The sequence below is a fragment of the Streptomyces sp. NPDC015032 genome, from assembly GCF_043080425.1.
In the GTDB taxonomy this organism is placed as follows: Bacteria; Actinomycetota; Actinomycetes; order Streptomycetales; family Streptomycetaceae; genus Streptomyces.
In genome coordinates this window covers 43826-64205 of record NZ_JBIBVN010000023.1, presented here as the reverse complement: position 1 = coordinate 64205, position 20380 = coordinate 43826, and the positions used below count along the sequence as shown (strand labels likewise).

The following is a 20380-nucleotide window of genomic DNA, read 5'->3' as shown; positions in this document are numbered from 1 at the left end:
GTTCACACCGCACCTCCCGTCGTCGGCACGGGCGGCCGTGCGCCGCCCGCGTCTACCAGCCGCGCGTGCACCGCGGGCGCGGCGGCGACCAGATCACCGTCCGCCGGATCGAAGGGCGTACCGCCCCAACCGGTCACCACCCCGCCAGCCTCCTGGACGAGCAGCGCACCGGGAGCGGTGTCCCACACCTCGATGCCGAACTCCAGATAGCCGTCGTAGGCGCCGCACGCCGTACGGCACAGACCGACCGAGGCGCTGCCCGGCTCGCGGATCTCGAAGCCGCCCCGCAGCAGGCTGTCGGCGACCGAGCGCTGTGCCTCGCGCACCACACCCGCCGTACCGAAGCCCGTACCGGTCAGCGAGCGCCCGGGGGCCTCCCGCGTCACTGTTATCCGCCGCCCGTCGCGGTACGCGCCCTGCCCGGCGAGCGCGGTGAACCGCGCGCCGGACTCCGGCAGTACGACGAAGGACAGGACCGTACGGCCCTCCTCGACCAGCGCGAGGGCGACCGCGTAGTCCGGCAGCCCGCGCAGGTAGTTGGTGGTTCCGTCCAGCGGGTCGACGATCCAGCACGGCGAGCCCGGGACGATGTCGGCGCCGGCCTCCTCCGAGACGACGCCGAACCCCGGGGTGCGCTCGCGCAGCACGCCGAGCACCAGCCGTTCGGCGGCGGTGTCGGCGTCGCTGACCAGCGAGTCGTTCTTCTTGGTCGCCACCTCGTGGCTGGAACCGCGCCGCCGCAGCAGCTCATCGGCCGCCCCGGTGGCCGCCTCCTCGGCGACCGCCAGTAGGGCGGACGGATCGAGTGCGCCGCTCATCGGTCCTCCGCGGTGGAGTTGAGGACCTCGCAGATGATCCCCACCGCGGTCTCGGCCTGCTGCTGGTCGATCGCCAGGGGCGGATAGAGCCGAAGGGTGTTGCCGCCGAGCATGACCAGCACCCCGGCGTCCATCAGCTGGAGGTAGACGCGCTGCACCAGGCTCTTGGGCGCCGGCTCGCGGGTCTGCTTGTCGACCACCAGCTCGATCCCGATGGTCAGGCCCGCGCCGCGCACGTCACCGACGAGCGGGGCGGTCTCGGCCAGGGGCCGCAGCGCGGCGAGCATCTCCTGCCCGCGTTCGGCGGCGTTCTCCACCAGCTTGTCCTGCACCAGGATGTTCGTGGTGGTACCCACCGCGCGGCATGCCATGGGGAAGGCGCCGAAGCTGGAGGAGCTGGCGCTCGGTTCGGAGAAGGGCTCGGCCGCCATGGTCTGCGCGGAGGCGATCACCCCGGTCACCGGGTAGCCGCCGCCCATGCCCTTGCCGACGGTCAGCACGTCGGGCCGGACGTCCTCGTGCTGGTAGGCGAACGGGGCGCCGGTCCGGCCGAAACCGGTCATCATCTCGTCCGAGATCAGCAGCGCGTCGAACTCCTCGGCCACCTCCGACAGCGCGGAGAGGTAGCCGGGCGGGGGCACGACGTTGCCGGAACGGCCCTGCACTGGCTCGACCACGATCGCGGCGAGCGCGCCGGTGCTGTTCTCCTTGATGACGTTCCGGGCGTGGTCGACACAGGCGAACCCGCACTCGGGCACCCGGAGCTTGAAGGGGCAGCGGTAGCAGTTGGCGTACGGCGTGGAGTAGTAGCCCGGCGGCAGCGGTCCCAGTCCCGAGCGCGCGCCGGCGGTGAGCGCCAGCGAGCCCATTGTCTTGCCGTGGAAGCCGCCCCAGAAGGACAGGAACTCGTGTTTGCCGGTCACCGACTTGGCCAGCCGCAGAGCGGCCTCCACCGCCTCGGTGCCGCCGCTGTAGAGCTGGATGGTGTCCAGGTCATCGGGCAGGAAGTCCCGCAGGATTCGGGTCATCTCCAGCCGCGCCGGCGTCCCGAAGGCGCCCGCGGTGGCCCGGCCCAGCTCCTGCGCCATCGCCGCGACGAAGCGGGGTTCGGCGTGGCCCAGGGAGTTGACGCCGCCGGCGCCCTGGAAGTCGAGGATGCGATTGCCGTCGACGTCCGTCAGCTCGGCGCCGTCGGCGGACTCCACACAGAGCCGGGAGAGCAGCATGACCGCCTGCAGTCCCGGGCCGATGACCTCCTGCTCCTCGGCCCAGTGGCGCTCGGTGACCGTACGCGGGTTGCGCATGCCCCAGCCGTGGTCGGCGCCCGAACGCCCGACGGCGCCCGCGGGCTGTCCGGGCGCGGAGACCCCGGTGGAGACGGGGGGTGTGGTGTCGCTCATGACCGCGCCTCCAGGGCCTCGTGCGTCCAGCCCTCGGCTACCAGCGCCTCGAACCCGCTGCGGGCGGCCTCCAGCGCCTGGTCGATGTCCGCCTCGGTGGTGGCGGCGGAGACGAACCAGTGGTGGTTGGGGTGGAAGAAGACTCCCTCGGCGATGGTCGAGGCGTAGAACACCCGCTTCGCACGCTGGTTGTCGTCCTCGCTGCCCATCGCGAAGTCCAGGAACGGCATGGGCGGATGGCCCACCACCTCCACCGGGGTGCCGCTCTTGGCGGTCAGTTCGCGCAGCCCGTTTTGGAGCCGCTCGCCCAGCCGCCAGATGTGCGCGAGATGGTCCCCGGACCGCAGCTTGCGGATCGTGGCCAGCGCCGCGGCCATGGCGTCGGCGTTGGAGTAGTAGGTGGAGGAGATGTGCACCTTCTCCAGCGTGCGCAGTACGTCGGCGCGACCGGTCAGGGCCGACACGGCGTACCCGTTGGCGAACGCCTTGGAGAGGGTCACCAGGTCCGCGGTCACGCCGTAGTACTCCTGCGCGCCGCCGAGCGCCAGCCGGAAGGCCGAGCGGATCTCGTCGAAGACCAGCAACGCCCCAAACTCGCGGGTGAGTTCGCGTACGCCCTCCAGGAAGCCGGGCTCGGGTGCCTCGACCATGAAGGGCATCATCACTACGCAGGCGATGCTGTCCGGGTGACGCTCGAAGAGCACCCGCAGCGAGTCCAGGTCGTTGTAGGCGAAGGTGTCGACCAACTCGCGACTGGAGTCCGGGATACCGGTGTCCCACTGGGCGCACCAGTCGTGCCAGCCGTTGTAGCCCCAGCGCACCACCCGGTCGCGGCCGGTGAACGCGCGGGAGAGCCGTACCGCCGCGCCGGTCGCGTCCGAACCGGTCTTGAGCAGCATGCCCATCTCGGCGCCCGGGATGATCTCCAGGATCTCCTCGATGAGTTCGGTCTGCACGGGCTTCATCAGACCCACCGCGAAGCCGCGCCGGATCTCCCGGACCACGGCGTCGTCCACGTCCGGATCGGCGTGGCCGAGGATGACCGTGCCGTAGGAAAGGAAGAAATCGAGGTACTTGTTGCCGTCTACGTCCCAGAAGTGGGCGCCCGCCGCTCGTTCGGCGAAGACGGGGTAATGCCCCTCGACCATCTGATCGGAGGCGATGACGTTCTTTCTCTTGGCTGCCAGAGCATCGATCTGCTCGGCCTTGCGGTCGAGTTCGAAGGACCGGTCCAAACGCATGTGATCTTCCTTTCACAGGCAGACCGCAGTCCCCGACGCCGCACGGCGACGGACGAACTGCGGATGAGGAAGCGCGGACGAGCAGGCCGTACGCCAACAATTGGCGGTGCGAGAGGCCCTAGCCCGGCCGGGAGGACCGGGCGACCTCCAGCAGCGCGTGCGAGCGCTCCCGGATGCCGGACAGGTCCCCGCCCCGCAGGGAGTCGCCGACCAGCGGCCTGCCGAGAGCCGCCGCGTGCGCCCCCACCGCGAAGTAGTCTGCGAGGTCGTCGGCGGTGATGCCCCCGGTCGGCACGATCGGGATGTCGGGGAACGCCATGGTGAGCGAGGCGAGGTAGGCCGGTCCGCCCATTCGGGCGGGGAAGAGCTTGACCAGCGCCGCACCGAGCCGGTGCGCCTCCATCACCTCCGTGGTGGTGAACGCCCCGCACACCACCGGGACTCCCAGGTCGCCCGCCGCGGCGAGGACCTTGGGAATCACCCCCGGGGTGAGCAGGTAGTGCGCCCCGGCGTCGACCGCGCGCTTCACGGTGTCGGCGTCGCGGACGGTGCCTGCGCCCACCAGCGTCGCTCCGGTGGCGACACTCTCGCTGAGCGTGCTCAACGCGTTCGGCGAGGTGAGCGTGATCTCCACGGCACGGATGCCGGCCTTGCCCAACTCCTCCGTCACCGTGGGCACGGCGGGCGACTCGGGCTCGGTGATCATGGCGATCAGCGGATCGGTCGACAGCTGCTGCGCGAGATCGGCGGAGGTGAGCTGCGAGCCGCTCATGCCTGCTTCTCCAGCACCAGGATCTGCCGGCGGGTCTGCCGCACGACCGGCGCCTCGGGATCGGGCAGCGCGCGCAACTCCCTTACCAGCGGCTCGACCTTCTCCTCGTAGATCGAGTCGTCGACGGCCCACAGGTGGTAGAGCATCCGTTGCTCCAGCCCGGAGGCGATCGTCTCGGGGCTGTGCTCGTGCGTGGCCGCCTCCAGCTCTCCGACTTCCACCGCCTTGAACCCGACCGACTCGGCCAGCGGCACGATCCGGTCGGCGCGATCGTCCGCCTCGGCGGTGCGGGACTGGATCGTCTCCATGATCTGGCTGACCGGGTGGTCGTCGAAGAGGATCATCCCGGGGATGACGACGTACCGTCCGCCGGGCTTCAGAACCCGGTGCATCTCCGAGAGGCCCTTGCGCAGATCACCGACGACATGGGTGACCCAGACGCTGTACGCCTGGCTGAACGTCTCGTCCGGGAACGGAAGATCCTCCAGCGAAGCGGCGGCTGCCACCTGGCCGATCCGGCTGACCGCCTTGGTCAGCATGGAGTGGGAGAGGTCGATCCCCACCACCGGGTAGCCCTGCTCGTGGAGGGCCAGTGCGACCACGCCGGTTCCCATGCCCGCGTCCAGGATGAGTTCGCCCTTGGACGTGCGGGAGGCCACGGCGGGGGCGATTCTCCGCCCCCGGGCCTCACCGCCCCGGGTCCTGTCGTAGAAGTCCGCCGCCGGTGAGAAATTGACCGAGGACTGCATATCCACCTATCTCCATCTACTTGTCGTCAGTGCATGGAAAGGGCTGCGTAAAAGGCGGGCTGTCTCCTGCCACTGCCTCTCCGTATGACGCGCAATGTGCGAGCAGAGAGGTAAGGAGTCGGCACACTGCTGGCATTTCTTCGCGCATCCCGTCGGCGGTGTCGGACCGACGGCATTCGGAGAGGCGGGACACGGGGCACTCCGGCGGGGTCCTGGTACGGGACCGGTTGCCGCGACCGACCGGCGGCTCGCTCCCGCCCGGACACACCGCGGTGCGACACGGTGCGGGAGGACGGGGCGAATCGGCGTCAGCCGCTGTGCCGGAGGATGGGGCCGCCGTTCTTCCTGCGGACGGCGATCACCGCGGCCCTGGGCTGGGAGTCCGCGCCGTCGGGCCAGTGGGAGGCGGGGTTGGCCGGGGTGGCGCCGGGGAGCTCGCCCGGATGCTGGACCGAGACCAGCACATAGTCCTCGCCGACTACCGGACCGCAGCACTCCGCGCCCGCCGGGATGGTGAGGAAGCGCTGCACCCTGCCGCGCTCGGGGCCGCTGAGCGGCACCATGTAGAGGCCGTCGTTGACGCCGCCCTGGGCGCCCGAGTCGGTCGCGATCCACAGGTTGCCGACCGAGTCGAAAGCGAGGTTGTCGGGGCAGGAGATCGCACTGACCCGAGACTTCTCGTAGCCGGCGTAGTAGCTGCTCGGCGAGTCGGGATCGCCGCAGACCAGCATCAGACGCCAGACGAAGCGCTCCGCGGTCGGGTCGTCCCCACGCTCGCACAGCTCCAGCACGTGGCCGTCGCGGTTGTCCTTGCGGGGGTTGGCCTCGTCGGGGCCCGGCTGACCCGCCGCGCCCCGGTAGTCGTTGTTGGTCAGCGCCGCGTAGACCCGCCCCGTGCGGGGGTCGGCCTCGACGTCCTCCGGGCGGTCCATCTGGGTCGCGCCCGCGCGGTCGGCTGCGATCCGGGTGAAGACGTAGACCTCGTCACCGGTCATTCCGGGTACGAAGCTGCGGTCGTTGTGGGCGAGCGGCAGCCACTTTCCGGTGCCGTCGAACTCGCCGTCGCCGGGCAGCTCCCCGGAGCCGTCGATCTGCTCCGCAGGGCTGTCGCCGGTGAAACGGGCCGCGTAGAGGGTGCCGGAGTCCAGCAGCCGCATATTGTGCCGCCGGGCGGACCAGCCGTCGCCCTTGCGTATCCGCCCGTCGGAGACGAACTTGTAGACATACTCGAAACGTTCGTCGTCCCCCATGTAGGCGACCACGCGGCCGTCGGGGGTCACGCTGATCGTCGCGCCCTCGTGCTTGAAGCGCCCGAGCGCGGTGTGCTTGACCGGCACCGAATCCGGGTCGAAGGGGTCGACCTCGACGATCCAGCCGAACCGGTGCGCCTCGTGCGGCTCCTTGCCGAGGTCGAACCTCCGGTCGTACCTCTCCCAAGCGCGCAGCGAGGGCCCCTCCGCGAAGCCGTAGCGCTTCAGGCCCTCCTTGACCAGCGGGTCCGTCGGCTTCTCCGCGTGGGAGAACGGCATGTGCACGTTCTCCTCGCCGGAGAGCACGGTGCCCCAGGGGGTCGTACCGCCCGCGCAGTTGGCCATGGTGCCGAGCACGGTACGGCCGGTCGGGTCGGCCTCGGTGCACAGCAGCGGCGACCCCGCCGCCGGGCCGCGCACCTCGAAGGGGGTGTGCAGGGTGATGCGGCGGTTCCACCGGGAGGAGGAACGGGCCCGCAGCCGACCCCCGGCGCGCGGGCGCTCCACCAGCACCACGGACATCCCGTACGCCGCCCAGGAGGTGCGGACATGCTCCTCGGAGGGGCCCGCAGGGTCCCAATTGGGGAACATTAGCGGCTCGTTGACGTACTCGTGGTTGCTCACCATGAGCCACCGGTCGTCGGTGCGCAGCGGGACGAGGGCGCAGTAGTCGTTGTTCGGGCCGAACTGGCCGGACTGCGCGAGTTCGGTCTGGTTGCCGAAATCGAAGCGTGGGGCCCCGGCGAGCACCGGGTCGCCCCAGCGTATGAGCACGTCGTACTCGAAGCCCTCGGGGAGGGTAACGCGGTCCCCGCTGTCCGGCGGGACCGCGGGGAAACCGGGGGTCTCTCCGGCAGGTGGTCCGGCGGGAGTTCCCGCGGCGGCGCTCCTGGCCGTGGCGGCCGGCGCGGTGGAGGGAGTGAGCGGAGCAGAGAGAGCGACGGCTCCGGCCCCGAGCAGGTTTCTGCGGGAGATGGACTCGCGCAGCACGCTGCCGAAGTAGCGGTTTCCCGAGGTATTGGGCGCGTGTCCGGCACAGGCATTGCCGCATCGAAATAAACAGGTCTCCGGTGCGCGACTGGAATGTCGACTGTCTGCAAGTAAAGGTAATCGTAGCACCGGCAAGCCAACCGCCCTTCAGTCTGAACAACGTGAACGTACGTCAGTATGCATGAGATGAGGGCGAGTGACAATAAAGGGCCAGAGCTGCGCTTTTATCGGAAAGCGAGGTGAGTGGCATCGTCATGGTGAAAGATGATTTCCCGCGGTCACAGGCGTGACGCAGAAGTCAGTCACGGTGGCCGAATCTCAATACTCGAATCCCGCAGTTTGGCCAATTCGGGTCCTTATATCCGGCGTTCTGGACAGCCCATCCAGCTCCGATGTCGACCAGTCGGCCATGCGGTCCCGCCTTTCGGTCCCCGAGCTGCCTTGATGGCGTTGTCGTCGCCTCTGAAGTGGCGGGTCAGGTCCGCGCAGCTCGCAGTGCTTCCTCCGGATCTTCTTCGCTTGTTGCTCCGTGCGGTGAACAGGCAGGGGAGACCGGGCCTGCTAACCTCGCCGATTCGGTTGGGCTGAGGCGGCTGCGTTGATCACCAACTGTTGGGCGGTCGAGGCGATTCTGTTGCCTGGACATGGTGGAGTCCCGGCGCAATGGTCGGGTTCTCCGGGGCCTTCGGATCGTGGTGGGCGGGAGGCCGCAGGTCAGTCAGCCGGTCGGGGCAGTGCGGCAAGGCGGTGGAAAGTCGTGGCCAGTTCGTGTCTCCAGGGCCAGGTCGCCGAGATCCGCAGGTGGAGGCGGCGTCCACCGCGGGTGAGGCGGGCAGCAACGTGTAGCAGCCGGTAGCGAAGTTTCTTGGGTTCGGCGGCGGCGAGTTCGCCATCCAGCAGGAGGACGCGGGCCCAGGCGAGGAGATCGATCGCCGTGAGGCTGAGTTCAAGCCAGGTGGCGTTGACGTCGAAATGACGGGAGGGGAAGCGGCCGAAGCCAGTGTTCTTGCCGCACCGGATGTGGTCCTCGACGGTGGCGTGTCCGCGGTGGCGGACCTCAAGGAACTGTGCGGAGCCACCGCCGGAGTAAGGGGTATCGGTAAGGAATACCTGGTGCCGCAGGCCCTCGTCCTGGTCGAACAGGGACAGTTGGGCGCCGGGGTGCGGAGGCGGAGCTGGCCAGGGGGCCGGCCGCGCACGGCTGGGAAGAGCAACGCTGGACCCTGAGCCGCGTGAGGACGGTGATCGGTCGGCGCTTCCACCTGACCTGCACGGTCCAGGGTGTGCGCAAGCTGCTGGTGCGCAACGGCTGGTCCTGCCAGGTCCCGGCCCGACGGGCAGTCGAGCGGGACGATGAGGCGGTGGCCGGGTGGGTGAAGGAGCTGTGGCCCTGCGCGGAAGGCTCGCGGCGGCTCGTGGGGCCTGGCTCGTCTTCGAGGACGAACCCGGTTTCTCCATGACGCCGCCGCAGGCCAAGACCTGGTCCCAGCGCGGCCGGACCCCGGTCGTGCGGGTGCGGGGCCGTTCCCGCAGACGGGTGTCCATCGCGGCCTGACCTGCTACAAGCCCGGCCACAGGTCGCAGCTGATCTACCGGCCGCGCCGGGACGACGGCCGCCGCGACGGTCGCAAGAGCTTCTCCTGGCGCGACCACCGAGACCTGCTGATCGCCGCCCACCAGCAGCTCGGCGGCCCGATCGTCCTCATCTGGGACAACCTGAACGTCCACAAGGCCGCCGGCCCGCGGGAGTTCGCCGCCTCTCGGGACTGGCTGACCATCTACTACCTGCCGCCCTACGCACCCGACCTCAACCCCGTCGAAGGCATCTGGCCCCTCCCGCGGCGCGGCTGGCTCTCCAACGTCGCCTTCACCACCCCCGAACACCTCATCCAGCGCGTCCGACGCGGCTTACGGCACATCCAGTACCGCAGCGACCTCATAGACGGCTGCCTCGCCGAGACCGGCCTGACCATCAGACCCACCTGAACAACCCAGCGACATCACGAGTTCAGCCTCAGTAACGCCGGCAGAACTGCGTGTATACATAGCGAAGCTTGGCAGCTCCGTGAGGTCGGTCGACTATGTGCGTGGCATCTTGGGTGAGCTGTCAGGGATCCTGGAGACAGCTGTTGATGACAAGCGGATCGCTCGAAATCCGATGCGCGTGAAGTCGGTGCAGTGGCCGAAGGCATCGAAGGGGTGCAGGGAGGCGTGGTCGTTATGGAACACCTATACGTGGAAGCCTGCTCTGGCCAAGGCTGAGGTCATCCCCCAGCGGCCCGAGGGAGCCAAGCCCTGGCAGTGGGCTGCAGCTCCCAAGGACGGTTTCCACGTGCTGCGACATACCTACGCCTCGATCATGTTGGAGGCAGGCGAGTCTGTCGCCACCCTGGCCCAGCGGTTGGGGCACTCATCGCCGACGATTACGCTCGGTTACTACGCGCACTTCATGCCCGGGGCCGGGAACCGGGGCCGGGCTGTGATCGACGGTTTCCTCGGAAAGCGGGTCGCCGGCCAAAACTCCCCAGATTCTCCCCAGGGCTGATCGGGGTGATTCCCCAGGCTGTACGGCCCTGACCTCGGTCCGTGGATCTCCAGGGATCTGAGCCATATAGCCTGGGGAAATGCTCACCGAAGTCATCGCGACCCGCTATGTCACACCCTTGCGGGAGGGCGGATCGCTCCCCGGGATCGTCGAGGCCGACGACCTCGGCACCTACGTCATGAAATTCACCGGCGCCGGACAGGGGCGCAAGACGCTGGTCGCGGAGGTCATCTGCGGACAGCTCGGCCGCAGGCTCGGCCTTCGCGTCCCCGACCTCGTACAGATCCAGCTCGACCCGGTCATCGGGCTCGCCGAGCCCGACCAGGAGGTGCAGGAGCTCCTGAAGGCCAGCGGCGGGCTCAATCTCGGGATGGACTTCCTGCCCGGATCGATCGGCTTCGACTCGCTCGCCTACCGGGTGGACTCCCGGGAAGCCGGCCGGGTCGTCTGGTTCGACGCGCTGATCAACAACGTCGACCGGTCCTGGCGCAATCCGAACATGCTGATCTGGCACGGCGACCTGTGGCTCATCGACCACGGCGCCACCATGATCTGGCACCACAACTGGCCCGGCGTCCGGACGTCCGCCGCCAAGCCGTACAACGCCTCGGACCATGCGCTCGCCCCCTTCGCCCCCGACATCGCGGCGGCGGCCGCCGAGCTCGCCCCCCTGGTCACCGAGGAACTGCTCACCGAGGTCGCGGCCGACGTCCCCGACGAATGGCTGGTGGACGAGCCCGGCTTCGACTCCACGGACGAGCTGCGCCGCGCCTATGTGGAGGCGTTGTTGCCGCGCGCCGCGACCATTCATGAGCGGATCACGCTGGAGGGCCCCACCGAGCCCAAGCCGTCCCAGGCTCCTGGCTGGCTCACCGAACACCTCACCCCGTGGCCCCACCCCACCAAGAAGAAGAACGACAAGGACGGCCAGCAGTGAGTGAGCGCGATGTCTTCGAGTACGCGCTGCTGCGTGTGGTGCCGCGGGTGCAGCGCGGCGAGTTCTTCAACGCGGGCGTGGTCGTCTACTGCCGCGCGCGGAGCTTCGTCGCCGCCCGTACCCATCTCGACGAGACCAAACTGAACGCCCTTGACCCGACCGCCGACGTGGTCGGAGTACGGGCCGCCCTGCGCGCCGTCGAGGGCGTCTGCCGCGGCGGTGCGGACGCGGGCCCGGCCGCTCGCGACGACGCGGGCCGCCGCTTCCGCTGGCTGATCGCGCCGCGCTCCACCGTGGTCCAGCCGAGCCCCGTGCACAGCGGCCTCACGAGCGACCCGGAGGCCGAGGTCGAACGGCTGCTGGACCTGCTGGTGCGCTGACATTCCTGCCCCGGCGCCGCGACTCGTGACCACTGCGGCAGCGGCGCCACCGGGTGTGACATGCGCCCCTGCGGCCGTGGGCCGTTGACACCGGGTGCCAGGGCTTCTAGCGTCTCGTCTGCTGAAGGTACTAAGCGGTTGCTCAGCTATCGGGAAGGGTCCGCGCACACGAACGCTCCGTGCCGGGCCTCCCCGACGTCCGCTGAGCGGCGATCCAAGGGCGAGGAGAACCAAGCATGTCCACCACCGAGCAGCGCGTCGCCATCGTGACCGGAGCGGCGCGGGGCATTGGCGCCGCCACCGCGGTGCGCCTGGCGGCCGAGGGTCGCGCAGTCGCCGTACTCGACCTCGACGAGGCGGCCTGCAAGGACACCGTCGAGAAGATCACCGACGCTGGGGGCACCGCCCTCGCGGTCGGCTGCGATGTGTCGGACAGCGTCCAGGTGGAGGCCGCGGTCGCGCGGGTCGCCGCCGAGCTCGGCGCCCCGACGATCCTCGTCAACAACGCGGGCGTGCTCCGCGACAACCTGCTCTTCAAGATGACCGAGTCCGACTGGGACACCGTGATGAACGTGCACCTCAAGGGCGCGTTCCTGATGGCCAAGGCCGTCCAGAAGCACATGGTGGACGCCAAGTTCGGCCGAATCGTCTCGCTCTCCTCCTCGTCGGCGCTCGGCAACCGCGGGCAGGCCAACTACTCCGCGGTGAAGGCCGGCCTGCAGGGCTTCACCAAGACCCTGGCCAAGGAACTCGGCAAGTTCGGCATCACCGCCAACGCCGTCGCGCCCGGCTTCATCGTCACCGAGATGACCGCGCAGACCGCGGCCCGGGTCGGCATGGGCTTCGAAGAGTTCCAGGCCGCCGCCGCCACCCAGATCCCGGTGCAGCGCGTCGGCCGCCCCGAGGACGTCGCCAACGCCATCGCCTTCTTCGCGGGCGACGAGGCCGGCTTCGTCTCCGGCCAGGTCATGTACGTCGCCGGCGGACCGCTCAACTGACCTGGGGGGCTACGGACATCATGGCTGTGCAGGAGAGTGGGAAGGTCGCGCTGATCACGGGCGCGAGCCGGGGCATCGGCTACGGCGTCGCCGAGGCGCTCGTGGCCCGCGGCGACCGGGTGTGCATCACCGGGCGGGGCGAGGACGCTCTGAGGGAGGCCGTGGGGCGGCTCGGCTCCGGCCGTGCGATCGGTGTGGTGGGCAAGGCGCACGACGAGGCGCACCAGGCGGAGGCGGTCGAGCGCACCATGGAGGTGTTCGGCCGGGTCGACTTCCTGGTCAACAACGCCGGTACGAACCCGGTCTTCGGCCCGATCGCGGAGCTCGATCTCAACGTCGCCCGCAAGGTCTTCGAGACGAATGTGATCTCGGCTCTCGGTTTCGCCCAGCAGACCTGGAAGGCCTGGCAGAAGGAGAACGGCGGGGCGATCGTCAACATCGCCTCGGTCGCCGGTATCTCCGCCTCGCCGTTCGTCGGCGCGTACGGCATGAGCAAGGCCGCCATGGTCAACCTGACCCTCCAGCTGGCGCACGAGTTCGCGCCGGTCGTCCGGGTCAACGCGATCGCCCCCGCGGTCGTGAAGACGAAGTTCGCCCGGGCGCTGTACGAGGGCCGTGAGGCGGAGGTCGTCGCGGCCTATCCGCTCGGCCGGCTGGGGGTCCCCGAGGACGTCGGCGGCGCCGCTGCCTTCCTCACATCCAGCCAGTCCGACTGGATCACGGGACAGACACTGGTGGTCGATGGCGGGATCTTCCTGAACGCGGGCGTGAACTGACAACGGCCTGAGCGGGTTTGGCCCTGATTGACTCAAGTGCCCTGTCGGGCCTGGGGATTGACCCGACGGGGCGCTGCGGTAAGGTCTGCCGACCCATGGCTGATCGAGGAGCGTTCACGTGTTCTACCGAGCCAGTCTGCAGGCCGCTGCAGTCCTTGCTTCCCTTTCTCTGCTGGCAGGTTGCGGATTTCTCGCCGACAGTGGCTCGAAAGTGGAGCAGAAGATCGTCGTCGGTACGACGAGTGAGCCCTCCACCCTCGATCCCGCGGCTGCGTGGGACAACTCCTTTGAACTGATGCGGAATGTCTTTCAGACGCTGGTGAGTTTTCCGACCGGCAGCACCACCCCCGAGCCCGATGCCGCGGAGTCGTGCAGGTTCACCGACACCACCAGCACGGCCTACCGGTGCAAACTCCGCAAGGGTCTGAAATTCTCCAATGGCGACAGACTCGACGCCGAGGCCGTGAAGTACTCCATCGACCGGATCTCGGAGATCAAGGTCAAGGGCGGCCCCGTCGGCATGCTCGGCTCGCTCGACCGGGTCGAGACCAGGGGTGACGACATCGTCGTCTTCCATCTCACCAAGCCGGACGCCACTTTCCCCTTCATCCTCGCCACGCCCGCGATGTCGCTGGTGGCGCCCAGCGACTATTCCAAGCACAAGATCCGCAGTGATGGAAAGGTCACCGGATCCGGTCCCTACCTCCTCGATACGTACAAGCCGGGGAACCGGGCCGAACTGGTGAGGAATCCGGGTTACAACGGTTTCGCCAACCGCAAGAACGACGCTGTGACCATCCGGTACTTCAAGGATTCCGCCCCCGTGGTCGCCGCGCTGAGGAAGAACGAGATCGATGCGATCTATCGCGGCCTCACCGCCGAGGAGGTCGTCAGCCTGGAAGACAACAAGGACAAGAACAGCAATCTGCAGATTGTGGAGACTGTCGGCGCCGACATCCGGTTCCTGGTCTTCAACCCGGATGATCCGGCCGCCGGGAACGTGGCCGTACGGCGGGCCATCGCCCAGCTCGTCGACCGTGACGCGCTGGTGGCCAAGGTCTACCAGGGCACGGCCGAGCCGCTGTACTCCATGGTCCCCAAGGGCATCGCGGGACACACCACCAGCTTCTTCGACGCCTATGGCGATCCCGACCGGGACAAGGCGAAGCGGATCCTCGTCAAGGCGGGCCTCACCAAACCTGTCGCATTGACGTTCTGGTACACGACCGACCGGTACGGCTCCTCCACGGCCCCCGAGTTCGACGAGCTGAAGCGTCAGCTGGAAGCCTCCGGACTGTTCGAGGTCACGCTGAAGAGCAAGCCCTGGAAGGATTTCCAGGAAGGCTTCACCAAGGGTGAGTACCCCGTCTTCGGCCGTGGCTGGTTCCCGGACTTCCCGGACCCGGACAACTTCATCGCCCCCTTCGTGGGCAAGGACAGCATCACCGGGACGCCCTACATGAAGGACGAGATCACCGAGCGGTTGCTGCCGCAGACCCGCAAGGAGAGCGACCGGGGCGCGGTCAGCAAGCAGTTCGAACGGGCCCAGCAGATCCTGGTCGACGATGTGCGGCTGCTGCCGCTGTGGCAGGGCAAGCTGTACGTCGCATCGGGCGAGGACATCGGCGGCGGCGAGCGCGCCCTGGACCCGCAGACGGTCATGCAGATGTGGGAGCTGTACCGCAAGGCCAGCTGGTAGGCCCCCGACGGGGCTCGCGGGGTCCGTTGTCAGTGGCCCCCGGTAGGTTCTCGGATGGAGAACGTATTACTTACCGGAGGTTGTTGACGTGACCGACACCGACCTGCTGCCCGAGTCCTGGCGCGGCGTCCTCGGCGAAGAGCTGCAGAAGCCGTACTTCAAGGAGCTCACCGAGTTCGTCGAGGAGGAGCGGGCCAAGGGGCCGGTCTATCCGCCGCGCGACCAGGTGTTCGCCGCTCTGGACGCCACTCCCTACGACAAGGTGAAGGTCCTTGTCCTCGGCCAGGACCCGTACCACGGGGAGGGCCAGGGGCACGGCCTGTGCTTCTCCGTACGGCCCGGGGTGAAGACACCGCCCTCCCTGCGGAACATCTACAAGGAGATGAAGGAGGAGCTCGGCCTGCCCGTCCCGGACAACGGGTATCTGATGCCGTGGGCCCAGCAGGGCGTCCTGCTGCTCAACGCGGTGCTGACGGTGCGTGCCGGCGAGGCCAACTCGCACAAGGGCAAGGGCTGGGAGAAGTTCACCGACGCGGTGATCCGCGCGGTCGCCTCGCGGTCCGATCCGGCGGTCTTCGTGCTCTGGGGCAACTACGCCCAGAAGAAGCTCCCGCTGATCGACGAGGACCGCCATGTGGTGGTGAAGGGCGCGCACCCGTCGCCGCTCTCCGCCAAGAAGTTCTTCGGTTCCCGTCCGTTCACCCAGATCAACGAAGCGGTGGCGGCGCAGGGGCACGAGGCCATCGACTGGCGCATCCCCGACCTGGGCTGACGCCACGGTCCCGGTCCCGGCCGGTGGCGGGCGCCCGGTGGACAGTCCCGGACGCCCGCCCGAGCCTCAGCGGTATTGGTCGCGGCTGCGGCTAGCGTCGATCGGGAACGGTCGGTCGGGAACGGGTGGACAAAGGACAGGGAGGCCGCAGTGACGGAGCAGCGGGAGGCGTCGAAGGACGCCGTCATGACCAGGATCGGCCAGGCGATCATGCTCCTGCACGGTGGTGACCGGGAGGAGGCCCGCAACCGCTTCGGCGACCTCTGGTCGGAGATCGGCGAGGACGGTGACGCCCTGCACCGGTGCACCCTCGCCCACTACATGGCCGACACCCAGGATGATCCCGGTGATGAACTGGCCTGGGACCTGAGGGCGTTGACCGCGGCCGACAGCCTGACGGACGAGCGGGCGGCGCAGCACTCCGACGCACTCGCGGTGCGGGCGTTCTACCCCTCGCTCCATCTCAATCTTGCCGCGGACTATGTGAAGCTCCAGCGTCCCGAGGCGGCCCGGATCCATCTGGACCGGGCCCATGCCGCCTCCGGTGTGCTCGCCGAGGACGGGGCGGACGACGGCTACGGGGGAGGGGTCCGTGCGGCGATCGCACGGCTGGAGCTGAGACTGCGGGAGATGTGAGGGGTGGTCCGTCCATGGCGGACGGGCCACCCGCTCGCTCTTCCCGTACCGGGTCCGGTGGCGTCTTTCCCGTACCGGTCTCAGCGGCCGTAGGTGTTGTCGCAGATCCGGGACTGCGGGCTGCCGGCCGGCCAGTGCCCGTACCCCCGTCCCAGTGCACAGACGTCCGTTCCGGTGACGGGGGCCGGCGCGGCCGGGGCGGGTACGGCCGGAGCGGGCACGGCCGGGGCGGGCACGGTCACGAGGGGCGGGGCATGACGCGGTCGGGGCCGTGCCGCCCCCGGATGGTTCCCTTGCCGTGGCGCGAGGGCGGCGGCGCGGCCGGTGTCCGCCGGTGTCCCGGCCGTGGGAGCGGACGCGGAGGCGGACGGTCCGGGGGCCGGTACGGCTTCCAGGCTGTCGTGAACCGGTGGCCGCGCGATCTGTGGTGCCAGGTCCTGGGCGGGGCTGCTGTTCCCGGGCAGGGGCGGAACGTCCGGCTGCGGGGTCACGGACACACAGCCGGACAGCGTCGTGACCGCCACGCCGACCAGGAGCTTCATGGTGATTCTGGTTCGTTGCACCTGGTCAACTCTGCTGGGCGGAACCGCTTCCCGGTGAGCCGGGAGGCCCGGATTGGCCCGCACGAGTGACTCCGGTCAGCGCAATGCCCCGTCGGATCCCAGCATCCCGCGCAGCAGTTCGGCGAAGCCGGTGCGCAACTCCTCCTCGGTCGGCACGGACTGGTGGTACGAACCCGCGGCGCACGAGAACATCAGCCCCTCGCACCAGGCCACCAGGGACAGGGCGTGCCGCTCGGGCTCGGCCGATCCGGCCGCCGCCATCAGGGCCGTCAGCGGCTCGCGGAACTGACGGCCCGTCGCGTCGTAGAACTTCCGCAGTTCCGGGCGGCGGGTGGCCTCCAGGGCGAGCTCGTAGCGGCAGACGAGCAGTTCGGGATGGCGGGTGAGATACCGGTGCAGGGCCGACGCGAGACCGGCGACCAGCGCCTCCGGGCCGGGGCGCGGGCCGTTCTCCGCACCGCGTCCCGGGCCCGTGTACGTCCCGGATGCCTGCCCGGCGCCAGGAACGGGGAGCTCACCCGGGGCGAGCACCCGTGCCTCGCGCTCCGCCAGCCGTCGCACCGTCGCCTCCAGCAGGGACTGCCGGGTGCGTGCGTAGTTGGATGTCGACCCCTGGGGGAGTCCGGCGCGCTCGTCCACCGCCCGGTGGGTCAGTCCGCGCATCCCTCGTTCGGCGAGGAGTGCGAGAGCGGCATCGGCGATGAGATGGGCCCGGGAGGTGCCGGTGGTGCGTGTGGCCATGGGGCCAATCTATCCGGGGAACTACAGCTGTAGTACGGTGGAATCGCTACTACAGGTGTAGTTTCGAGGAGGAGTGATGGACAAACCCCACGCCGTCGTCATCGGCAGCGGAATCGGCGGCCTCACCACGGCGGTGGCCCTGCGCGGGTGCGGTTGGCGGGTCACCGTCCTGGAGCGCGCCGCCTCCCTGGAACCCGTCGGTGCCGGCATCGCCCTCTCTCCCAACGCCCAGCGCGCTCTGGACGTCATCGGCCTCGGCGACGAGATCAGATCCCTCGCCGCCTGGCAGGGCGCGGGCGGCATGCGCACCCCGAGCGGGCGCTGGCTCTCCCGTACGGACAGCACCGCCGCGGCCGAGAGGTTCGGCGGCCCGATCGTCCTGTTGCACCGGGCCACCTTCGTCGGCCGTCTGGTGAGCCGGCTGCCCGACGCCACCGTCCGTACCGATACCGCGGCGGAACTTCTCGATCCGGGTGCGGCGGGCGGTGCGCGCGCGGTTGTCCGGACGGCGTCCGGGACCATCGAGGCCGACCTCGTGATCGGTGCCGACGGCATCAAGTCGGGCGTACGCGGCGTACTCTTCCCGGCCCACCCCGGGCCCTCGTACGCCGGATTCACCACCTGGCGCTTCGTCGTCCCCGCGTCCGGGCGGTCCTTCGCACCGCACGAGACCTGGGGGCGCGGCGCCCTCTGGGGCACCCAGCCGCTCAAGGACGGCAGGATCTACGCCTACGGGGCCGCGATCGCTCCCGCTGGAGCCCATGCCGTCGACGACGAGAAGGCGGAGATGATGCGCCGCTTCGGTGGCTGGCACGATCCGATCCCCTCGGTCATCGCCGCCGCCGAGACCGGCCAGGTGCTCCGCAACGACGTGCACCATCTGATCGACCCCCTGCCGTCCTTCCACCGGGGCCGCACCGTCCTCGTCGGCGACTCCGCCCATGCCATGGCACCCACCCTCGGCCAGGGCGGCAACCAGGCAGTCGAGGACGCGATCGTGCTCGCCCACCACGTGACGCCGGACGGCGACCTCGGTGCGGGGCTGGCCGCCTACACCGCCGACCGGCTGCCCCGCACAACAGCCGTCGTCCGCAAGGCCGCGAAGGTGTCCCGGCTGATGGGCCGGACCGGTGCCCCTTCCGTGATGCTGCGCGATGCCCTGATGTCCACCGTCTCGCGGCTCGGACCGACGCTCGTCCTGCGCACCTTCGACGGCATCGCCGACTGGCGGCCGCCGCAGCACACGTATGCTGCCCGGACGAAGGACGCGCACAGGCCATCGCGGTAGACATCGGCTCGAAGAGCCCGACGGAGCACCCTCGCCGGCGAACACCGCGCCGGCGAGGGTGCCGAACAGTGAGAGGGAGAACCCCGTGAAGGTCGGCTGCATCGGGCTCGGAGACATCGCGCGAAAGGCGTACCTGCCGGTTCTGACCACCCTGCCCGGGGTCGAACTGCATCTGCAGACCCGCACCCCCGCCACCCTGACCGCGGTCTCCGAGGCCCACCGGATCCCGGCCCGGCAGCGCCACGCCGACCTCGAATCGCTGCTCGCCGTGGGCCTGGATGCCGCGTTCGTCCACGCTCCCACCGCCGTACATCCCCAGATCGTGGGCCGGCTGCTGGACGCCGGCGTCGCCACGTACGTCGACAAGCCGCTGGCCTACGAACTCGCCGAATCGGCAAGGCTGGTGAGCCTCGCCGAGGAGCGCGGGACGAGCCTCGCCGTCGGTTTCAACCGCAGGGTCGCGCCCGGCTACGCGCAGTGCGCCGAGCACCCGCGTGAACTGATCCTCATGCAGAAGAACCGGGTCGGCCTGCCCGAGGAACCACGCACCATGGTGCTCGACGACTTCATCCATGTCGTCGACACCCTGCGCTTCCTCGTCCCGGGGCCGATCGAGCACACCGTCGTACAGGCCCGGATCCGCGACGGTCTGATGCACCACGTGGTGCTGCAGTTGTCCGGTGACGGATTCACCGCGATCGGCCTGATGAACCGGCTCAGCGGCTCGACCGAGGAGCGGCTGGAGGTCTCCGGCCAGGACTCCAAGCGCGAGGTCGTCAACCTTGCCGAGGTGATCGACCACAAGGGCCAGCCGAGCGTACGCCGGCGCGGGGACTGGGTTCCGGTGGCCCGGCAGCGCGGTATCGAGCAGAGTGTGCTGTCGTTCCTGGACGCCGTGCGGGCTGGGGAGGTGCTGAACGCCAGGGACGCGTTGCAGACGCACGAGCTGTGCGAGCGTGTCCTGCGCGACCTGGACTGTGCCTGAAGCGTGTTGCGGAAGGCTGCGGGGCGGGTATTTCTCCTGTGTGGGTGGGGTGTTGCGGGCTGAGCTGTTGTGGGTGGAAGCGTTCACCGGGCTGCGGATGAGGCAGTTCGATCGGCTGCAAAAGACCGTGCGCGAACGGGGAGGGAACGGGCCTGGTGAGGGCCTGCCCGGATCGGTCCGCGGGACAGGGGCAGGCACGGCCTCCACCCGGATCACGGGGCGTCGAGAGCTCCGCCGTCCCGGAAGTCCGTGCCTGTCCCACTGCCGAGTCCCGTCGAGCCGGCAGATCATCACGAACCGGATGTCAAATGGCCGAATTCGACGCCTTGGGGCCCATGGAGGCGTAGAGAATTCCCCTCGCCCCAGCTCAGCGGGCACCTCTTCGTGTCAGACCCCTGCGGCCCGTCATCGATCGGTGGATCCGGGGCGAGCGAACCGTGCCGTGGTCAGGAATCAGCTCACGTGGCCGCGGAACACCCAGCGTCCCCTGACACCGCTCTCGTCGACCTTGCAACTGCCGATGCAGATGAAGATGTTGGATTCATTGACGCAGTGAAAATAGCTGCGCACCTTGTTTCCGGGGTAGACGACGTCGATCTGCGCCGCTTTGTTGGACGGGCCGGAACGTACCGGAGCGGGCTTCGATTTTACCGTGTACGTCTTGCTCTCCGGGGCGCACTGGATTGTCCCCTGGATCTGAACGGAGCCATTGACGGTGGGGGTGGCGGCCTGAGCGGGGGCGCCAAGCCCCCATACGGCCAGGGCGGTTCCGACGGTCACCGTTGCTGCACGCATTCGGAATTTCATCAATACCCTTTCCTTGCACCAAGTTCCACATAT

General features: G+C 69.1%; 19 protein-coding genes and 4 pseudogenes. 13 read left to right on the top strand and 10 right to left on the bottom strand.

Annotated elements, in window-relative coordinates; translation table 11 throughout:
• Positions 1-2: 2 nt before the first annotated feature.
• The 7 genes and pseudogenes from ACF08M_RS27470 to ACF08M_RS27440 all read right to left on the bottom strand — a co-directional run.
• Positions 3-818: an inositol monophosphatase family protein gene (locus ACF08M_RS27470; RefSeq protein WP_392187932.1), complete on the bottom strand. Its 816-nt coding sequence runs from the start codon at positions 816-818 to the stop codon at positions 3-5.
• A complete protein-coding gene (locus ACF08M_RS27465) occupies positions 815-2218 on the bottom strand; it encodes an aspartate aminotransferase family protein (protein ID WP_392187931.1) in 1404 nt (467 codons plus the stop codon). Before ACF08M_RS27465 ends, ACF08M_RS27470 begins: the two co-directional genes overlap by 4 nt.
• On the bottom strand, positions 2215-3459 hold the full coding sequence (locus ACF08M_RS27460; protein ID WP_392187930.1) for an aspartate aminotransferase family protein: 1245 nt from the start codon (positions 3457-3459) through the stop codon (positions 2215-2217). Before ACF08M_RS27460 ends, ACF08M_RS27465 begins: the two co-directional genes overlap by 4 nt.
• Positions 3460-3577: 118 nt before the next feature.
• A complete protein-coding gene (locus tag ACF08M_RS27455) occupies positions 3578-4231 on the bottom strand; it encodes a bifunctional 4-hydroxy-2-oxoglutarate aldolase/2-dehydro-3-deoxy-phosphogluconate aldolase (RefSeq protein WP_392187929.1) in 654 nt (217 codons plus the stop codon).
• Positions 4228-4980, bottom strand: a complete 753-nt coding sequence (locus ACF08M_RS27450) for a class I SAM-dependent methyltransferase (RefSeq protein WP_392187987.1) — start codon at positions 4978-4980, stop codon at positions 4228-4230. The genes ACF08M_RS27455 and ACF08M_RS27450 overlap by 4 nt, the downstream gene beginning before the upstream one ends.
• Before the next feature lie 308 nt (positions 4981-5288).
• Positions 5289-7349 (bottom strand): PhoX family protein, encoded by a 2061-nt coding sequence (locus ACF08M_RS27445; protein ID WP_392187986.1) that lies wholly within the window; start codon positions 7347-7349, stop codon positions 5289-5291.
• 585 nt (positions 7350-7934) lie between these two features.
• Positions 7935-8387: pseudogene (locus ACF08M_RS27440) on the bottom strand (transposase); the annotation flags it as partial.
• Between ACF08M_RS27440 and ACF08M_RS27435 the strand changes: the two are divergent.
• From ACF08M_RS27435 to ACF08M_RS27390, 10 genes and pseudogenes are all read left to right on the top strand, one after another.
• Positions 8387-8680, top strand: a pseudogene (locus ACF08M_RS27435) (winged helix-turn-helix domain-containing protein); the annotation flags it as partial. The pseudogenes ACF08M_RS27440 and ACF08M_RS27435 overlap by 1 nt on opposite strands.
• A pseudogene (locus ACF08M_RS27430) lies at positions 8677-9206 on the top strand (transposase). The pseudogenes ACF08M_RS27435 and ACF08M_RS27430, both read left to right, overlap by 4 nt.
• Before the next feature lie 79 nt (positions 9207-9285).
• Complete coding sequence (locus ACF08M_RS27425) at positions 9286-9765, top strand: tyrosine-type recombinase/integrase (protein ID WP_392187928.1); 480 nt, start codon at positions 9286-9288, stop codon at positions 9763-9765.
• 79 nt (positions 9766-9844) lie between these two features.
• Positions 9845-10702 carry a HipA family kinase gene (locus ACF08M_RS27420; RefSeq protein WP_392187927.1) on the top strand — a complete coding sequence of 286 codons (858 nt, stop codon included), beginning with the start codon at positions 9845-9847 and terminating at the stop codon, positions 10700-10702.
• Positions 10699-11082 carry a DUF3037 domain-containing protein gene (locus tag ACF08M_RS27415; RefSeq protein WP_392187926.1) on the top strand — a complete coding sequence of 128 codons (384 nt, stop codon included), beginning with the start codon at positions 10699-10701 and terminating at the stop codon, positions 11080-11082. Before ACF08M_RS27420 ends, ACF08M_RS27415 begins: the two co-directional genes overlap by 4 nt.
• A 236-nt stretch (positions 11083-11318) precedes the next feature.
• Entirely contained in the window at positions 11319-12080 is a 762-nt protein-coding gene (gene fabG / locus ACF08M_RS27410; RefSeq protein ID WP_392187925.1) for a 3-oxoacyl-ACP reductase FabG, read from the top strand.
• Positions 12081-12100: 20 nt separating this feature from the next.
• On the top strand, positions 12101-12856 hold the full coding sequence (locus ACF08M_RS27405; protein WP_392187924.1) for an SDR family oxidoreductase: 756 nt from the start codon (positions 12101-12103) through the stop codon (positions 12854-12856).
• A gap of 118 nt (positions 12857-12974) precedes the next feature.
• Positions 12975-14555 (top strand): ABC transporter substrate-binding protein, encoded by a 1581-nt coding sequence (locus ACF08M_RS27400; protein WP_392187923.1) that lies wholly within the window; start codon positions 12975-12977, stop codon positions 14553-14555.
• Between the two features lie 88 nt (positions 14556-14643).
• Positions 14644-15327 carry a uracil-DNA glycosylase gene (locus tag ACF08M_RS27395; protein ID WP_392187922.1) on the top strand — a complete coding sequence of 228 codons (684 nt, stop codon included), beginning with the start codon at positions 14644-14646 and terminating at the stop codon, positions 15325-15327.
• A 150-nt stretch (positions 15328-15477) separates the two neighbouring features.
• Entirely contained in the window at positions 15478-15963 is a 486-nt protein-coding gene (locus tag ACF08M_RS27390) for a hypothetical protein (RefSeq protein WP_392187921.1), read from the top strand.
• A gap of 80 nt (positions 15964-16043) precedes the next feature.
• Here the strand turns inward: ACF08M_RS27390 and ACF08M_RS27385 are convergent, their stop codons facing one another.
• Both ACF08M_RS27385 and ACF08M_RS27380 read right to left on the bottom strand, forming a co-directional pair.
• Complete coding sequence (locus ACF08M_RS27385; RefSeq protein WP_392187985.1) at positions 16044-16505, bottom strand: hypothetical protein; 462 nt, start codon at positions 16503-16505, stop codon at positions 16044-16046.
• A gap of 96 nt (positions 16506-16601) precedes the next feature.
• Positions 16602-17267, bottom strand: a complete 666-nt coding sequence (locus ACF08M_RS27380) for a TetR/AcrR family transcriptional regulator (RefSeq protein WP_392187920.1) — start codon at positions 17265-17267, stop codon at positions 16602-16604.
• 76 nt (positions 17268-17343) lie between these two features.
• On the opposite strand from ACF08M_RS27380, the gene ACF08M_RS27375 reads away from it, so the two are divergent.
• The 3 genes and pseudogenes from ACF08M_RS27375 to ACF08M_RS27365 all read left to right on the top strand — a co-directional run.
• Positions 17344-18555: an FAD-dependent monooxygenase gene (locus tag ACF08M_RS27375; protein WP_392187919.1), complete on the top strand. Its 1212-nt coding sequence runs from the start codon at positions 17344-17346 to the stop codon at positions 18553-18555.
• Positions 18556-18640: 85 nt separating this feature from the next.
• Complete coding sequence (locus ACF08M_RS27370) at positions 18641-19540, top strand: Gfo/Idh/MocA family protein (RefSeq protein WP_392187918.1); 900 nt, start codon at positions 18641-18643, stop codon at positions 19538-19540.
• 40 nt (positions 19541-19580) lie between these two features.
• Positions 19581-19709 (top strand): annotated as a pseudogene (locus ACF08M_RS27365) (IS5/IS1182 family transposase); the annotation flags it as partial.
• 284 nt (positions 19710-19993) lie between these two features.
• Here the strand turns inward: ACF08M_RS27365 and ACF08M_RS27360 are convergent.
• The gene (locus ACF08M_RS27360; RefSeq protein WP_392187995.1) at positions 19994-20347 is read right to left on the bottom strand and encodes a hypothetical protein; all 354 of its coding nucleotides are present in this window, start codon (positions 20345-20347) and stop codon (positions 19994-19996) included.
• Positions 20348-20380 lie beyond the last annotated feature (33 nt).

What these genes read in the sequence shown, in the direction of transcription:
- ACF08M_RS27470 (WP_392187932.1), bottom strand. Translation starts at nt 818, where the DNA reads ATGAGCGGCGCACTCGATCCGTCCGCCCTACTGGCGGTCGCCGAGGAG.
- ACF08M_RS27460 (WP_392187930.1), bottom strand. Translation starts at nt 3,459, where the DNA reads ATGCGTTTGGACCGGTCCTTCGAACTCGACCGCAAGGCCGAGCAGATC.
- ACF08M_RS27465 (WP_392187931.1), bottom strand. Translation starts at nt 2,218, where the DNA reads ATGAGCGACACCACACCCCCCGTCTCCACCGGGGTCTCCGCGCCCGGA.
- ACF08M_RS27360 (WP_392187995.1), bottom strand. Translation starts at nt 20,347, where the DNA reads ATGAAATTCCGAATGCGTGCAGCAACGGTGACCGTCGGAACCGCCCTG.
- ACF08M_RS27380 (WP_392187920.1), bottom strand. Translation starts at nt 17,267, where the DNA reads ATGGCCACACGCACCACCGGCACCTCCCGGGCCCATCTCATCGCCGAT.
- ACF08M_RS27450 (WP_392187987.1), bottom strand. Translation starts at nt 4,980, where the DNA reads ATGCAGTCCTCGGTCAATTTCTCACCGGCGGCGGACTTCTACGACAGG.
- ACF08M_RS27375 (WP_392187919.1), top strand. Translation starts at nt 17,344, where the DNA reads ATGGACAAACCCCACGCCGTCGTCATCGGCAGCGGAATCGGCGGCCTC.
- ACF08M_RS27385 (WP_392187985.1), bottom strand. Translation starts at nt 16,505, where the DNA reads ATGAAGCTCCTGGTCGGCGTGGCGGTCACGACGCTGTCCGGCTGTGTG.
- ACF08M_RS27405 (WP_392187924.1), top strand. Translation starts at nt 12,101, where the DNA reads ATGGCTGTGCAGGAGAGTGGGAAGGTCGCGCTGATCACGGGCGCGAGC.
- fabG (WP_392187925.1), top strand. Translation starts at nt 11,319, where the DNA reads ATGTCCACCACCGAGCAGCGCGTCGCCATCGTGACCGGAGCGGCGCGG.
- ACF08M_RS27455 (WP_392187929.1), bottom strand. Translation starts at nt 4,231, where the DNA reads ATGAGCGGCTCGCAGCTCACCTCCGCCGATCTCGCGCAGCAGCTGTCG.
- ACF08M_RS27420 (WP_392187927.1), top strand. Translation starts at nt 9,845, where the DNA reads ATGCTCACCGAAGTCATCGCGACCCGCTATGTCACACCCTTGCGGGAG.